At 52.9% G+C, this 14,848-nt stretch carries 14 protein-coding genes and 1 pseudogene; 1 reads left to right on the top strand and 14 read right to left on the bottom strand.

Annotated features, from left to right (window positions below):
* Nucleotides 1–15 precede the first annotated feature (15 nt).
* From B5F34_RS14740 to B5F34_RS14680, 13 genes are all read right to left on the bottom strand, one after another.
* Nucleotides 16–1,035: an alpha/beta hydrolase-fold protein gene (locus tag B5F34_RS14740; protein ID WP_161946430.1), complete on the bottom strand. Its 1,020-nt coding sequence runs from the start codon at nt 1,033–1,035 to the stop codon at nt 16–18.
* Nucleotides 1,032–1,697: a flavodoxin gene (locus B5F34_RS14735; protein WP_072542183.1), complete on the bottom strand. Its 666-nt coding sequence runs from the start codon at nt 1,695–1,697 to the stop codon at nt 1,032–1,034. The genes B5F34_RS14740 and B5F34_RS14735 overlap by 4 nt, the downstream gene beginning before the upstream one ends.
* Before the next feature lie 15 nt (nt 1,698–1,712).
* Nucleotides 1,713–2,249 (bottom strand): flavodoxin, encoded by a 537-nt coding sequence (locus B5F34_RS14730; RefSeq protein WP_072542182.1) that lies wholly within the window; start codon nt 2,247–2,249, stop codon nt 1,713–1,715.
* 22 nt (nt 2,250–2,271) lie between these two features.
* Complete coding sequence (locus tag B5F34_RS14725) at nt 2,272–2,946, bottom strand: flavodoxin (protein ID WP_087340505.1); 675 nt, start codon at nt 2,944–2,946, stop codon at nt 2,272–2,274.
* 12 nt (nt 2,947–2,958) lie between these two features.
* Complete coding sequence (locus B5F34_RS14720; RefSeq protein ID WP_071148860.1) at nt 2,959–4,023, bottom strand: carboxymuconolactone decarboxylase family protein; 1,065 nt, start codon at nt 4,021–4,023, stop codon at nt 2,959–2,961.
* 255 nt (nt 4,024–4,278) lie between these two features.
* Complete coding sequence (locus tag B5F34_RS14715; protein ID WP_204245618.1) at nt 4,279–5,376, bottom strand: alpha/beta fold hydrolase; 1,098 nt, start codon at nt 5,374–5,376, stop codon at nt 4,279–4,281.
* 4 nt (nt 5,377–5,380) lie between these two features.
* Nucleotides 5,381–6,382 (bottom strand): aldo/keto reductase, encoded by a 1,002-nt coding sequence (locus tag B5F34_RS14710; RefSeq protein ID WP_087340503.1) that lies wholly within the window; start codon nt 6,380–6,382, stop codon nt 5,381–5,383.
* A gap of 14 nt (nt 6,383–6,396) precedes the next feature.
* On the bottom strand, nt 6,397–7,362 hold the full coding sequence (locus B5F34_RS14705; protein ID WP_087340502.1) for a hypothetical protein: 966 nt from the start codon (nt 7,360–7,362) through the stop codon (nt 6,397–6,399).
* A 61-nt stretch (nt 7,363–7,423) separates the two neighbouring features.
* A complete protein-coding gene (locus tag B5F34_RS14700; protein ID WP_204245617.1) occupies nt 7,424–8,371 on the bottom strand; it encodes an aldo/keto reductase in 948 nt (315 codons plus the stop codon).
* 21 nt (nt 8,372–8,392) lie between these two features.
* Nucleotides 8,393–9,337: an EFR1 family ferrodoxin gene (locus tag B5F34_RS14695; RefSeq protein ID WP_083380894.1), complete on the bottom strand. Its 945-nt coding sequence runs from the start codon at nt 9,335–9,337 to the stop codon at nt 8,393–8,395.
* 2 nt (nt 9,338–9,339) lie between these two features.
* Entirely contained in the window at nt 9,340–10,233 is an 894-nt protein-coding gene (locus tag B5F34_RS14690) for an alpha/beta hydrolase (RefSeq protein WP_087340500.1), read from the bottom strand.
* Between the two features lie 2 nt (nt 10,234–10,235).
* Nucleotides 10,236–11,084 carry an aldo/keto reductase gene (locus tag B5F34_RS14685; RefSeq protein WP_087340498.1) on the bottom strand — a complete coding sequence of 283 codons (849 nt, stop codon included), beginning with the start codon at nt 11,082–11,084 and terminating at the stop codon, nt 10,236–10,238.
* A 428-nt stretch (nt 11,085–11,512) separates the two neighbouring features.
* Nucleotides 11,513–12,481 carry an alpha/beta hydrolase gene (locus tag B5F34_RS14680; protein ID WP_087340496.1) on the bottom strand — a complete coding sequence of 323 codons (969 nt, stop codon included), beginning with the start codon at nt 12,479–12,481 and terminating at the stop codon, nt 11,513–11,515.
* Between the two features lie 245 nt (nt 12,482–12,726).
* Here B5F34_RS14680 and B5F34_RS14675 point away from each other — a divergent pair, with 245 nt between their 5' ends.
* Nucleotides 12,727–13,632 carry a response regulator transcription factor gene (locus B5F34_RS14675; protein WP_087340494.1) on the top strand — a complete coding sequence of 302 codons (906 nt, stop codon included), beginning with the start codon at nt 12,727–12,729 and terminating at the stop codon, nt 13,630–13,632.
* A gap of 49 nt (nt 13,633–13,681) precedes the next feature.
* On the opposite strand, the pseudogene B5F34_RS14670 reads toward B5F34_RS14675, so the two are convergent.
* A pseudogene (locus B5F34_RS14670) lies at nt 13,682–14,848 on the bottom strand (DNA methylase); the annotation flags it as partial.

Raw genomic sequence — 14,848 nt, 5'->3', positions numbered from 1 at the left:
TTTTTCTATTTTTTATCATTCATCATTTTTCGGGAAAAAGAACGGAAGCGCATTGTAGATGTATTCCATTGTCGGACGGTATTCGTGCCGTGCCCCTTTTTTTTCGTGGAAAGTCATATTGTCCGTGTTGAACACCTCCGGCAAGCGTGCCATCCCTTCGATTTGCAGCAAGGTTTCGCTGTATGCCGAATCACTTGTTCCGCTTGCCGCCCAAATATAGAACCCAGTGCCGGCGTATGCGGATTGTCGCACCTTGTCAGCAAGATAAGCCGCCGTTTCATCGGGACGGTTCATTCCGGCAAACCGGCCTAACGACCAGCAGTCGCCGCTGACGGGCATAAACCATTTGAATGCATCGAGTGTCTCGTCAAAGGCATACCAAGTGGTGACTGCACCCATCGAGAAGCCGCCGATGGCACGGTGTGCACGGGATGCCTCGATGCCCTCCGCATCCGTGGCCTCGGCGTATGTATGATATCGGCTTTCCACCACAGGAATCAAGTCGTTGACCAGTTCCTGCGGCAAAGCCCTGCAATACGGATCGGCATCTGTATAGTTGGCTGTGGGCTGGCCGTAGTTGTAAGTCGGCGTGACTACAATCATCGGGGCGATGTCACCGTGGGCAATCATCTGGTCGAGCAGATTTCGGAGCATACCGTCCTCTGTCTCGAAATAGGTGGAAGCCGTGCCGTAATGCCCGTGTACGAGGTACATAATGTTGTACCTTTTCTGTTCGTCATAGCCATAAGGTAGATAGACGTATGCCGTGTTTGTCCGGGATGCACCACTGCCTTCCGCATAGTCGCGTGTGTCATAATCCATACGGACAATGCTGCCACGTTGTTCCGCTTCCTGTTCGTATCCGTTGGGAATGGGATTTGTTTCGCTGACAAGTTCCACTTCGGACGAAGATGCGCCTGAGTTGTCCGGGACGGACGGATTGCCCGTTTCCGGCAAGGTTTCATCCGTACCACACCCGACAAGGAAAGCTACGAAAAGAAACGGCCATACCATATATAAACGAGATGTTTTCATTGTTCCGACATTCCTATCCGTCCGAGCCATTCACGTATGCCGTCTGCTGAACCTTCCACGCTATTACGCGAGATGCTGTAACCGTCCACCATCGTGGCGTTTGGCTCCATTCCGGCAATGTCATCCACCGTTCCGCTCCATCCGCTTCCGCCGTGTGACGAGAAAGGAATGAGCGTCTTGCCCGTAAAGTCGTATTCATCGAAGAACGAATACATTGCCATCGGCATCTGATACCACCAGATGGGATAGCCCACGAAGATGACATCGTAATCATCGAAGTTCTCAATATCCGTGGCAAGAGCGGGGTGAATATCGTTCTGCCGCTCGTTATCGGCCTGTGATGCCAAATCATCAAAATTGCCCGGATAGGGTGTTGCTGTTTGTATCCGTACAATGTCAGCACCGGTGGTTTCGCTAATGACCGTTGCCATGTATTCCACGCTGCCGTACAAGTCGCCGTTTACAATCACACGGCTGGCGGAAGTGCTGGCATCCACACCGTCCGGCAAAGGCTCGGAGAAGTAGGCAACAAGCACATTGTGATTAGTTCCGGGTACTACCTCTTCGGTAGGGACATCAATATCGTTATCTTCATTGTCGCCACAAGAGGCGAATGTCAGCGTTGCACAAAGCAAGGCGAAAGGGATAAAATACCGTTTCATCTGTTCCTCCTCTCATTATTTGATGACCTTAATCTCTTTCAGCCACTCCGTAATCCCTTTCGTATTGCGGCTCACCGCCCCAAATCCTTTCAAGTGTTTGGCATCGGGTGTCAGTTCCACAATCTTGGCGAGGGTCTCGTCGCGATAGGTGGCTCCATACGTACAGAACGGGATGACCGTCTTGCCCTTGAAATCGTAGCTCTCAGTGAAGGTATTGATAATCATCGGGGCAGTCCACCACCATACGGGGCATCCGATAAAGATGGTGTCGTAGCTGTCCCAATTCTCCACCTTGTTTTTGATGGCGGGACGGGCATTGTCCTCCTTTTCTTTCTTTGCCACCTCGGTGCAAGGGGTGTATTCCGTGGGGTAAGGCTTGACGGGTTCGATGCGGAAGAGCGTGCCGCCAGTCTGCTTGGCAATCTGTTCTGCTACATACTGTGTGTTGCCGCTCCAACTGAAATAAGCCACTAAGATTTTGTTGTCCTGTGCGTACAGGCTCATTCCGCCCATAACGAGCAGGGCGATGAGTGCGATAATCTTTGTTTTCATTCGTTCTTATTGTTTAGTATTATTATTCAATGATTCCAATCTCACGAAGCCAATTTTCCACATTCGATTCGTTGCTCAGGCTTCCGCTGGTCAATCCCAATCCGTCCAGATGCGCCTCGGCTCCTGAAGTCAGTTCTGCGATGCGTGCCAGTGTCTCGTCACGGTAGGTTGATGCATAGGTGCAGAACGGAACTACAGCCTTTCCTGCAAAATCATAACTCTCGGCGAAAGTGCAGATAATCATTGGTGTGGTGTGCCACCATACGGGACAACCGATAAAGATAGTGTCGTATGCCGCCCACGCTTCTTCATCGATGGTAGAACTTATGGCAGGACGGGCATCGCTGTCCCGTTCTTCCAATGCCACTTCGGTGCATTCGGTATAATCTTCGGGATAAGGCGTGACTGGCTCTATACGAAACAGGTCAGCCCCGGTTTGTTCGACAATCTGCTGTGCCATCCGCTGTGTGGTTCCTCCCCAACTGAAATAGGCCACAAGGATGTTGCTGTCTCCCGAAGGTGTGTCCGGGTCGTTAGGACCTTCAGGTTCGTCTGAATCATCAGAGTTGTCATTCGGGTCATCTGGTGTGCCGGGCTGTTCTGTTCCCGGTTCTTCCGTCACGGGGTCATCGTCCCCGCAGGCGTTGAAAGTGAAGGCGGCAAGCGCCATCATCAGGTAAACAAAATACTTTTTCATCGTTCTTATAATTTATCGGTTATTACTCTCCTTATAACTATTGTATTCCTCGTCCGTTACCGGCTCCAGCCACGTCACGCCGCCTTTGTCCAGCTGTGTGCCGATGGCTATATGCGTAAATTCGCTGTCGGGAGCCGCTCCGTGCCAATGGATGACATCAGGGGCAATCTTCACCACATCGCCGGGCAGGAGCAGTTGGATGGGTTTGCCTTTCTCCTGATAATAGCCTTTGCCGGAAGTGCAGAGCAAGAGCTGTCCTCCCTTGTGGCTATGCCAACTGTTGCGGCATCCGGGTGCGAAGGTCACGTTGGACACTGTGCAGCCGAAACCGTCCTGCGGAGTGACATAGCCTTGCAGCCAGGCCTTGCCCGTAAAATTCGGATTGTCGGGCATCAGCGTACCGCGTGCGAACGGGTCGTCATCGTCCAGCCCATTCACTAAGGTTGTCATTTGCCTAAGCTGCCCCTCGGTAATGCCTTGACGCAGGCAGATGGCAGAATGTGACTTCAACATCGGTTCTACTCCCTCGCCCATTGCGGTAAGGATGGACACGGTGGCCAGTTCGCGCTCCTGCCACGTAAGCAAGTCACGCTCGAAGATGTCGCAGAACAAGTGTTCCTTCAGGTATTGCTCAATGATGGGGGCAAAGGCGGCATAACCAGTCTTGGGCGCATCGGCTGGTGTGCCACTCAACTTTTCAAGCAATTCCGCTCCACGGGTGTACTTCTCCCGTTTGTCGGTTATGGCTGATGCCTCGCGGCCTACGGTATCGGTAATGCCTTGTGCCTTGCGGCTGTCCAATACTTCCATAAAGGTTTGCAGGGCACGCAGGCTGCGGGGAAATCCGCAATAGGCGTAGGCGTGTACCAATACTTCCTTGATTTCATTTACTGTCATCCCATTGTCCAATCCACGGGAAAGGGATGTTTTCAGATTATTCAAGTCTCCCCGCGCCGTGGCCGAAGCGATGAGTACGATGTTCTGCTGGCGGATGTCCAGCGTGTCCGTTTGCTGTGCCTGTGCCGTCTGGCAGAGGGCAAGCAAAAGAAGTGTCAGGGATAAGATAGCTGTCTTCATAAATCATTCTGTTTTAATTATTATTCTGTGTGCAAAGTTACGCCGTAAGCCATCGCCCGTCCATACACAGATTACAGAAGGAAGCACCAATATCAACGAATGTATTTCGAGCATACCTCATACGGCGTATAAGGGTATCTCTAACGGCGTATGAGGTGGTCTCATACGCCGTATGTGCTCAAAAGAAAAAGCATCCCCGAAATTCTCATTCCGAAGATGCCCTACGTTTATATGTTATGAGACTAAGAAGAGTAGTTAGTCAAGACTTTTCTCTTTCAACCAAGCGGACAAGAAGTCGGCAAGCTGCACGTTGTTCTTTTCTGCAAACAAGAAGTGCGAGTTGCCTTTGATGCCCTCGTCCGGCAGGTGTACCACCGTGGCATCGCCACCGTGACGATTGATGCAATCGGCAAACAGGCGTGCCATCTGTAAGCGTACACGCCAGCTGTCCATAGCCCAATTATCACTTGGCTTGTCGGGAATGTAATCTCCGTAATAGATAATGATGGGGAAACGTGTCAGTTTCTCAAAATCGGCAAGAGGTATGGCTGTAGCACCCAATGCCCCAAACGGACTGATGGTCTGTAACGGTTCGGGAGTTTCACCTTCAGGAAAGACGAAGCCGCTCCCCGGTTCGTAGGACACAATGGCACGTACCTTGTCGCTCTTGATGGCCGCGTGCCAGCCCGGCCCGCCACCTTGCGAATGGGTGACGAGGATGCCACCGCCAATCTTATCCATCAATGCGGCCACATCGGTAGCAATCAACTGCTCATCGTAAGCTCCCGTGTTGGGCGTGATTTGACGGAAGAATTGATCCAAAGCCTCCTCCGACTGTGGAAACTGGCTGCCGTCATAATACTCCGGCCACACACCCATACGGAAATTCTCAAACCAGAACTGGTCGTCTGTCGTAGCCTTGATGGATTCGTCCACCGTGCTGCGTCCGGCACGCCCACGGCGAGGTTGGTCTATCAGGTAGGTACTGAATCCCCGGCGCAGGAAAATTGTAGAGAAGCCCTCACGACCGTCGGGCGTACTTTCCCAAGTCTTTGCCGACTGTCCGGCCCCGTGCAGAAATACAAGCGGATTCTTGCGGGCATTTGCCGGAATCTGGTAAGACACATAGGCGTGGTCGCCGTGCAGAGTCTGTCCGTCCGGTTTCATGGGTTGATGCGTGTCGTAAGTTCCTTGTGCAGTCTTTACCGTTCCACCAATTAAGAAACTGCCTTGCTCACGGATGGGCAGGATACTGTCATTCGTCATCTCCACTTGTGTCTGTGATGATTGTCCTCCACAACTTGTACACAGGGCAATCATAGCAGACAGGATAAAATAATTCAATCGCTTCATATTGTTATGCTTTTATTTTTGTTCCACCAAATACATCGGACATAGGCATCGCATCCAACGCCTTATCTATTTGTTTGACTTCCGCGTTCGTCAGCATGACATCTGTTGCTCCGGCATTTTCCTGTAACCGGTCAAGTTTCCGTGTGCCGGGTATGGGCACTATCCAAGGTTTCTTACAGAGCATCCATGCCAGTGAAATCTGAGCAGGCGTGGCATTCTTCTCTGCTGCAATGCGGCGTATGAGTTGCAGCAAATCGTGGTTCTTGTCGTAGCTGTCCGGCTGGAACTGCGGCATTCCTGCCCGGTAGTCCGTGCCAGCCTCAAAATGAGAGGCGGCGTTGTAACGGTCGGACAACAGCCCGTTGGCAAGCGGAGAGAATGCCACCAGGCCGATACCCAGTTCCTCCAGCACGGGGAACAAGGCTTCGTGCCAGCGTGCCATCATCGAATAGCGGTCTTGCACGGCAGTGAGCGGACAGACGGCGTTGGCACGGCAGATGTCCTCCTCCGAGGCTTCCGAAAGTCCCCAATAAAGCACCTTCCCCTCCTTTATCAGGTTTTGTACCACGCCTGCAACCTCTTCTACCGGTACATCAGGGTCAGGACGATGCTGATAATAAAGGTCGATATGGTCCGTCTGTAACCGGCGGAGCGAACCTTCCACCGACTTCCGTATGGTTTCGGGACGAGAATCGGGTATCAACGGATAGGGTATCCGTCCGCTTTCCAAGTCGAATCGCAGGCCGAATTTGGTGGCGATGACAACTCTGTTTCGATACGGCTTCAAGGCACTGCCAAGCAGTTCCTCGTTGTCGTGCGGATTGTCCGGCGTGCCATACACTTCGGCGGTATCGAAGAAGTCGTAGCCCATATCCATTGCCTTTGCCAACAGCTCCGCCATTTCCCGATGGTCGGCAGGCGCACCGTAGGCGTGGCTCATTCCCATACAGCCCAGGCCGATGGCTGATACGCGGAGTCCTCTGTTTCCCAAGTTTCTGTAATTCATAATTTATCTGTTTTTCAATGTTTCGTATCACGTTTTTCTTTCCACCACAGTTGCCACGAGTTCACCACGTTCTGCCAGACGATGTAACAGCTTGGCGCCACGGAAATGACTGGCGTGAGGTAGGTGTAGGATACCCAGATGGCAAGTATCGTGTTCTTTTGGCCGAATCCCTGGCCACAACTGATATAATCGCCCAAGCGTCTGCCCACCAGCTTCCCGATACCGAATTGCCAGGCGCACGCGACCAATGCGGACAGGGCCAGCAACCACATGACATGAGGGTCGAAATGGCTGTTCACCACCGAGCGGAGTGTAAGTCCGATGGCTATTATCAACGAAATGCCCCACAGATAAAACGCAAGGCTTCCGCACAGCCGCACGACCGCAGCGTGTACCTTCGGCAGAAATTCCCTCAATGCCCACGCTGCAAGGAACGGCGTAATGAGCAACGGAAACACACGCCGCAGGATAATCAGGAATTGATGTCCGAACGAGCCTGCGGACTGCATCTCCACCAATGGGAACACCGCCGGAATCATCACCGCCGCCACTAAGTTGCTGAGAATCGTGTAGGTGGTCAGTGTGGTCTCGTTGCCGCCAAGCCGTCCGGCAATCACCGCAGCAGCCGTCCCGGTGGGAACTATCAGGCAGACCAACGCCCCTTGCGCCACCACATTATAAGAGAAGTCCGGGAAAAAGTGAATGGGCAATGCCACTGCCAGACAGCAAACCAATTGCACCGTTATCATGATGATGTGCCATCTGCAGATTCTCATTTTGCGGGGATTAACCTTGCAGAAGGTGGTGAACAGCTGGATAAATACCATCAGCGGCAGGATATAATCATTAGCTCCCTTCGCCAGCACTTTCAGCGGACTGAGCCACGGGATGTAGTGGAACATCAGATAGACACCCACCCCTGCAAACATGCCGAGCGGAAGCGTCCACATCTTGAAGAAACGGATGATTTGTTCTTTCATATCCAATCTGTTTTTGATTCATGTCGCAAAGTTACGCCAAAGCCCCCTGTCCATACACAGATTACAGATTGTTCTCTCTTACCATCCGTCGAACGCCCTCTTCCGGCATAGTGAAGAACCGTTGCTCCTTGTTGAGCGAACGCATCTGCTGCATTTCCTCATCGGTGAGGGCGAAGTCGAATATCTGGATGTTCTCCTTGATATAGTCGGGATTGGTGGCTCCGGGGATTACAGAAAAACCTTCCTGAATGTGCCAGCGCAGGATGATTTGTGCCGGCGACTTGCCATGTGCTTCGGCTATCTTCCTGATGACGGGGTCTTTGAATAGTGCGCCATTGCTCATTGCGCCGCCCAAAGGGAACCAACATTCTACCTGTATGCCTTCCTTGGCGGCTTTATTACGCATCTCCAGACGTTGGGCGTAGGGGTGGCATTCTATCTGGAGCACGGCAGGCTTGATGGTGGCGCTGTCCATAATGGTATTCCACACCTCGTCATTGGCATCGAAATTACTGATGCCGAGGGCGCGAACCTTGCCCATTTTTACAGCCTTCTCCATGTCTTTCCACGCTCCCACGAAGTCGCCGAAAGGCTGATGGACATAGAGAAGGTCTATATAATCCAGCTGGAGACGCTTCAACATATCGTCGATGGCTTTCAGGGTCTTGCCTTCGCCGTATTCGTTGGGCCAGAGCTTGCTGGTTATCCAGATTTCCTCGCGCGGGATGCCGCTTTCCTTCACTGCTTGTCCCACACCCTCCTCATCATTATAGGCATGTGCCGTGTCGATGTGTCGGTAACCGGCCTTCAGTGCCGTAAGACAAGACTGCCGACAGATTTCATTAGACCCTTGCAGGAAAGTGCCCAGCCCGAAGCGGGGCATCTCCACGCCGTTGTTCAATGTAACCAACGGCACGCCCGCCGTGGTGGTTTTCTCTTGTGCGTTCATTGCACATACGCCGCCGCAAACAAGCAAGGCGGACAGCAGGATTTTCTTGAATGTGTTCATACTTATTTGATTTTAGTTGTTTTATTGTCTGTTACTTTCTTTGATGCTCCACAACGATATGTGTTCGTTGCGGTAGCGGGCATTAGGGTTCACCTCGCCGCGTGCAAGCAACGGGTCGTCGGGCAAAGACCGGAACTGTATGGCTTTCTGCGGGCAGTTGTGGATGCAGGCGAAACAAAAGTCGCAATCGCCCTCGGTCTTTACTCCCGTGGAAGTCAGTTCGTAGTTGCCGCGCGGACAGACTTCGGTGCATACGCCACAGCCGATGCAGGCATCCGTCACTTGGAAATACTTCTCGCTCCGCATCAGGAAGCCAACCTCCGGGTCGAGGCGCGAAAAGGCGACAAAGCCGTCGTGGGCGCGGCGGGCTTCTTCGGTGGCAGGCTTCACCCACCGCATACGTTGCCCCAAGTCTGCCTTTATCTTTTCCAACTGTTCGGGAATGTGCTTGTCCATCTTCATCTGTTCCGCCATATCGAAATTGGGCAGCCAATTGTCCACCATCACGAGGGTGTTGATGTAGTCGAACTTCGTACCTGCCTGCTGTGAGATGCCGTCCCACAGCTCAGCGGCGTTGAAGTCAAGCATTCCATAGGTGAGGACGGCAAACTTATAACCTGCCTTGATGCGTGCCTGCTTGATGAAGTTCCGCACCATATTGGGCGGCATGTGTCCGTAGATGGGATAGACGATACCTATCTCGTCCGCCTCAAAGTCGTGGCGGCCCTGCTTTACTATCTGCGGGATGCTGAGCAGTTCGGTCTCTTCGTCTGCCAGTTGCCGGGCGATGTAGAGGCTGTTACCCGTAGCGGTGAAATAGAGGATGATACGTTTCTTCTTTTCGTTATCGCAAGAAGTCAATGCCGTGGGCATACTCAATGCGGCTGCTCCAGCCACGAACAATCCCATCCGTTTTAGTGCGTCACGGCGGGAGATGCCTTTGGGGTTGTCTTTATCTGTTTTCATAATCAATGCGACATTATCTGGGTTAGGAAACTGTCGAACCATGTAGTCCATTCTCCCTGTACGCCGAAGCCGTGCGGCCAACCGTCCAGTACGTGTTCTTCTACTTGCACACCGGCTTCACGGGCAGCGTTAGCATTGGCGATGAACTGGCGGTAGAAAGGATCTTCCGTACCGTAGGTATAGAATGTCGGGGGAATATTCCCGGCACGCAGGTCGTCCACGTTGTTATTTGATACGCTCAACCGTCCATAGAACGAGTAAATCATACCGATGGCGCATACATCAGCCGACACATCATCGAGCGCATCGGGGACATAGCTGTCATCCAATGCCGTGCCGTTCACCTGTCCATCAAAGTGCAAGGCTTCATCGCCACAGAGGATGCCGCCTGCGGAAAATCCCACCGACGCGATACGGTCAGGGTCGATGCCATACTGCCCGGCGTGGCTGCGGACATAGCGGATGGCACGTGCCAAGTCCAGACTGCCTTCTTCCATCGTATAGGGACGGACACGGTAGTTCACCACAAAGCTTTGCCAGCCCAGTTCCGCCAGACGCTCCGCCACAGGTGCGCCTTCGTTTCCACTACGGAACATAAACGCTCCGCCGGGGCATACCATTACGGCTCCCTTTACTTCCGTCCCGTCCGGCACGGGATACCAAACCATATTGGGACGGAAATCCGGGTCGTCCTGATAGTTGCCGTTGTTTACGGTGTAGTTTGTTTCGGTCGGCATATTGCCTTCCGGCCACAGGTAGATGTGTTCTGCATTCGGGTCTTCCTCGGCTGGCGTTTCGCCTATCGGACCGAGGGGCGCGTCATTTTCCGTGTTGCTGCAAGCTGCCACACAGTTGGCGGCAAGCAGCAAACAGATGAGTTGAAATATCCTTTTCATCTTTATTTGCTCTTTCCATAATCACAAAGCCATTTCACCGTCTGCGGGTCGTAGTGCGAGAAGAATAGGCTATGACCCAAGTCCAATTGGCGGATGCGCTGCATATCCTCATCGGTCAGCGTGAAGTCGAACACATCGAAGTTCTGCTCCATACGCTCCTTGCGGACGGACTTCGGGATGACAATCACGCCGCGCTGGATGAGGTAGCGCAAGGCGGTCTGTGCCGCACTCTTGTTATACATGGCACCGACGGCTATCAGCGTTTCGTTGCCGAAGAAGTTGTTGCGTCCCTCGGCAAACGGTCCCCACGCCATAATATGTGTGCCGTATTGCTTCATAATCTGCTGCGCCTCTACCTGCTGGTTGAACACGTGGGTTTCCACCTGATTGACCATCGGAGGTATTTCGCTGAACTCCGCCAAGTCGATGAAGCGGTCGGGGTAGAAGTTCGACACGCCGATGGCGCGGAGCTTGCCCGCCTTGTACGCTTCCTCCATCGCCCGCCACGTGCCGTAGTAGTCGTTGAAAGGCTGGTGAATGAGCAACAGGTCGATGTAGTTGGTCTGCAATTTGCGCAAAGATTCGTCAATGCTTGCCTTTGCCCGCTCGTATCCGGCATTGGAAATCCACACCTTCGTCACGATGAACAATTCTTCGCGGGGTACGCCGCAATTACGGATAGCGTTGCCTACGTTCTGCTCGTTGCCGTAAGCCTGTGCCGTGTCAATCATCCGGTAGCCCACGCTGATGGCATCCCTCACGCACCGCTCGCACTCCGACGGCGATACCTGATAAACTCCATAACCCAAAATCGGCATTTCCACGCCGTTACTTAATTTTACTGTATCCATATTCTTTTGTCTATTAATTGTTTTCTGATGCAAAATTACATCGGCAAGGCTTCTCCGTCCATACACAGATTACAGATAGAAGCACCCATTTCACCGAAACGCCGAAAATAGCTCGGACAAGGCTTGCGGAAGATTTTTAGCACTGTCCGAGGGCTTCCACAGGGCTAAAACTGTAGAATAAGGGCTGTCCGAGCCTCCGACAGTGCTTATTTTCTTCGAGAACCGCTGTCCGTCCCCTCGGATGATGCTTATCCTGCAGGATTGGTGCTATCCGAGGCTCGGACGGTGCTTATCCTGACGGATTGGCATTGTCGGAGCTTTGGGCTGCAAATGTTAATAAAGATGAGTCCGGAACTGATGTAGGATGAAGTCCGACCTCATGGTACATCAAGTCCGGGTTGATGTAGGCTCACCTCCGAGGTCATCTTTTATTTGTTCGCTTCCCAAAACCGGACAGCCCCGTCTATCCAGCCCTCGGCACTCGTACCGATGCCCAGCCCGAAGCCGTGCCGGAGGTTCGGATAGAGGTGGAACTCTGCCGGGATGCCGATGGCTTGCAGGGCTTCGGTGCGGCGGCGCATCGTGTTCGGATTGGCAATGCCGTCATTCGAGCCTACCACGGCGTAGGTCGGCGGGTCTTGCCGGGTGTACTCGCTATGCCCCGTGTAGGCCATCACCACTGTGCGCGGACGGGGAAGCTCTGCCGCACTGAAAGTCGCCGTGCCGTATGAACCGATGTATGCAGCCATACGCGCCCCCGCCGAACTGCCCCACACGGAATAGCCTGCCGTATCGACCTGCAACTCCGTGGCGTGGCGGAAGATGTATTCGATGCCCGCCGCCAAGTCCTCGCAAGCCGTCTGTGCGCTGCCCGTCTGATACTGAATGACAAACGCATTATACCCCATCCGGCTCAACGCCAAGGCGTGGGGAAAGCCCTCGTGGATGGAGCCGACATACGAGAAGCCGCCTCCGGGACAGACGACCGCAAACGGTGCGCCCGACCTGCCACGGAAGAAGAACAACCCGGCATCTTTGCGCCCCAAGTCGTAATAAATCCTGCGTCCGGCTGCCACCGAATCTATCATCTGATTGATATAACCCACGCACCGCTCCGCGTCAATATAATTATGGTAGGGAAGCAAACGCTCCACTTCGGAGAGCGGCATATCTTCGTCATATCCCCATTCCAAAGGCAAGATGTATTGGCTGAATCCCTCGAAAGCCGGATGAGCCAAGACATCGGCGATAGTGCTACGGGTGGTCAGATGTCCCGTTGTTGCAGGAATAGAATCATTCCCTTCCTGTGAGGGTATGTATGATGAAGCCGTATTCTCATCGCAACTGTTGAAAGATAAAATTGCCATAAGCAGACAGATATTGATAATCATTTTCATTTTGAACTTTGTTTTTGTCAGGTGCAAAATTACAGCAGCGTATGTCTTTCGTCCATACACAGATTACGGATTGAAGCACCAATATCAACGAATGGCATTCACCGCAAGTAGCGTCCAATCAACAGGATAACACAAATCACAGAATCTTGCACCCATTTTACAGAAATGCCTTCCCTCCTTGCTGAATGAGTAAAGAAAAGATTAATTTTGTGGCATCATACTTTAATAAATGGAGGAAACAAGATATGGGCGACATCATAAATATCAACAGCATCCACGATTACAATGAGTTTTTAGGGATTGAAACGCTCAATCCGTTGGTCACGTTCATCGACTTCAAGGACGTCAATGTTTTGAAGCATAAAAAGAAACTTTACGGCTTCTACGGCATCTACCTGAAAGAGAAGATACACGGAAAGCTGACTTACGGGCGCAGCCAATACGACTATCAGGAAGGCACGTTGGTATTCGTGGCTCCCGGACAAGTGGCAGGTATTGACGACGGCGGTGAAACGCCCAATCCCGAAGGCTATTGTCTGCTGTTCCATCCCGACCTGCTGCGAGGCACGAGCCTTGCAAAGAAAATGAAGGAATACACATTCTTCTCCTACGAAGTGAACGAAGCCTTGCATATGTCCGAGCGCGAGCGGCAGACCATCTTCAACTGCTTCACCGAGATAGAGGAAGAACTGCACCACCGCATCGACAAGCATAGCCGCAGCATCATCACCTCCAACATCGAAGTCCTGCTCAACCATTGCCTCCGTTTCTACGACCGCCAGTTTGCCACCCGTGAGGCTATCAACCGCGATGTCCTCACTCGCTTCGAAGAACTGATGACCGGCTACTTCGACTCAGACAAGCCCGAGCAAATCGGTCTGCCCACCGTGGCGTGGTGTGCCGACCAACTTCATTTCTCCGCCAACTATTTCGGCGACCTTGTGAAGAAGGAAACCGGCAAGTCCGCCATTGAATACATCCACCTTACCGTCATCAACCGCGTCAAGGACTTGCTGGCAAGCACGAACAAGACCGTGAGCGAGATAGCCTATCAAGTAGGCTTCCAGTATCCGCACCATTTAAGCCGGATGTTCAAGAAAGTGGTGGGGTGTACGCCGAATGAATATAGAGCACAAGAAAGGGTGATATGATTATAAAAAGAGCCGAAGGCTGATACTTGACTCCGCCATCGGCTCCTTCTCAAATTTTCATTCCACGGGGTTCCTTGTGTTCGGAAATGCCCGGCCTGCCTATTATAATATGGTCACGGATGTAGTCACGGGCTGCATCGTCCGGCTTCGGTACGTTCTCCGCTTTCGGTAAATCCTGACCGCCACCTTGTTCCTGCCCTTGGCTTGTCGTTTCTTCATGTTTGGGAGCCAGTTCCAACTGTATCTTGCGGTCGAGGGCAGCAAGTTCGGACTTCAACTGTTTCAGTTCGTCCTCCTTCTTCCATGTCTTGCCCGCTATCTCCTGCAACTGCGGTATCTCGCGCTCCAGCGTTTCGTTTTTCGCCTTGTACTGCTCGATGACAGAGGGTATCTTCTCCAGCGCGTTCAGGAAGTTCACGGCGGCGGCATGGGTATCCGCCATTGCCAGATGCCCATTGTTGTAGGTGTACTTGTAGTTCCCTTCCACGAAAAAGCGGTTGCCGGTGAACTCCAGCCCCTCGCTGAGTGTCCGCTCGCTCACCACCTTGACGGGGAAGCCGTACAGCTCGCCGATACGTTTAGGCTGTCCGCCCGTCGTGGCGTTCTTGGCAATCTCCTGCAACCGCTTGCCGATGGCCTTCTCGTCGGTGGTGTCCAGCCCGTCAATCTTGATGGGATTGAGCCGGTTGCCCTCCTTGTCAGTCTGTATGGCGGCGGTGAACTTCTCCCAGTCCTCCGTCATGCCGGCGATGACCGCTTGGTTGTTCCTAAGCGCCGAGGTCTTGCTCTCCAATTTCAACTCCGAATCCCGCTTGCCCTTGTGGAACGACTTGCGTTCGCCCTCCAGCGAGGCGATTTTCTTTTCGAGCTTCGCCTTGTCCAGCAAGTCCGTGTTGCCGGAGAGTATCGCCATGTACTCTGAAAAGTTCATGCCCGACTTCTCGTCCATCGCCCCCTCGTCGATGGTTCGTGCGCCCAATGCGCCGGACTTCAACTGTGAAATGAACGTCTGCTTGCAATGCAGCAGGTTGAACTTGTAGCTGTCCAGCGACTTCTCCACCGCGTAGATGATGACATCCACCTTGTTGTCCGCATACAGCTTGGCAATCTCGTTGCCTTTCCGTACTGCCCGTCCGTCACGCTGGGCGAGGTCGGACGGGCGCCACGGCGTGTCGAGGTGATGGATGGCAACAGCCCTCCTTTGGGCGTTCACACC

Origin of the sequence: Mediterranea sp. An20 (genome assembly GCF_002160055.1) — a bacterium.
Taxonomy (GTDB): Bacteria; Bacteroidota; Bacteroidia; order Bacteroidales; family Bacteroidaceae; genus Bacteroides; species Bacteroides avicola.
This window is presented reverse-complemented; position numbering and strand designations above follow the sequence as displayed.

Excerpts from the sequence above, each read along its gene's own strand:
- B5F34_RS14725 (WP_087340505.1), bottom strand. The coding sequence starts at position 2,946 with ATGAAAAAGTATTTTGTTTACCTGATGATGGCGCTTGCCGCCTTCACT.
- B5F34_RS14730 (WP_072542182.1), bottom strand. The coding sequence starts at position 2,249 with ATGAAAACAAAGATTATCGCACTCATCGCCCTGCTCGTTATGGGCGGA.
- B5F34_RS14735 (WP_072542183.1), bottom strand. The coding sequence starts at position 1,697 with ATGAAACGGTATTTTATCCCTTTCGCCTTGCTTTGTGCAACGCTGACA.
- B5F34_RS14700 (WP_204245617.1), bottom strand. The coding sequence starts at position 8,371 with ATGAACACATTCAAGAAAATCCTGCTGTCCGCCTTGCTTGTTTGCGGC.
- B5F34_RS14685 (WP_087340498.1), bottom strand. The coding sequence starts at position 11,084 with ATGGATACAGTAAAATTAAGTAACGGCGTGGAAATGCCGATTTTGGGT.
- B5F34_RS14680 (WP_087340496.1), bottom strand. The coding sequence starts at position 12,481 with ATGAAAATGATTATCAATATCTGTCTGCTTATGGCAATTTTATCTTTC.
- B5F34_RS14740 (WP_161946430.1), bottom strand. The coding sequence starts at position 1,035 with ATGAAAACATCTCGTTTATATATGGTATGGCCGTTTCTTTTCGTAGCT.
- B5F34_RS14715 (WP_204245618.1), bottom strand. The coding sequence starts at position 5,376 with ATGAAGCGATTGAATTATTTTATCCTGTCTGCTATGATTGCCCTGTGT.
- B5F34_RS14690 (WP_087340500.1), bottom strand. The coding sequence starts at position 10,233 with ATGAAAAGGATATTTCAACTCATCTGTTTGCTGCTTGCCGCCAACTGT.
- B5F34_RS14695 (WP_083380894.1), bottom strand. The coding sequence starts at position 9,337 with ATGAAAACAGATAAAGACAACCCCAAAGGCATCTCCCGCCGTGACGCA.
- B5F34_RS14710 (WP_087340503.1), bottom strand. The coding sequence starts at position 6,382 with ATGAATTACAGAAACTTGGGAAACAGAGGACTCCGCGTATCAGCCATC.
- B5F34_RS14720 (WP_071148860.1), bottom strand. The coding sequence starts at position 4,023 with ATGAAGACAGCTATCTTATCCCTGACACTTCTTTTGCTTGCCCTCTGC.
- B5F34_RS14675 (WP_087340494.1), top strand. The coding sequence starts at position 12,727 with ATGGGCGACATCATAAATATCAACAGCATCCACGATTACAATGAGTTT.
- B5F34_RS14705 (WP_087340502.1), bottom strand. The coding sequence starts at position 7,362 with ATGAAAGAACAAATCATCCGTTTCTTCAAGATGTGGACGCTTCCGCTC.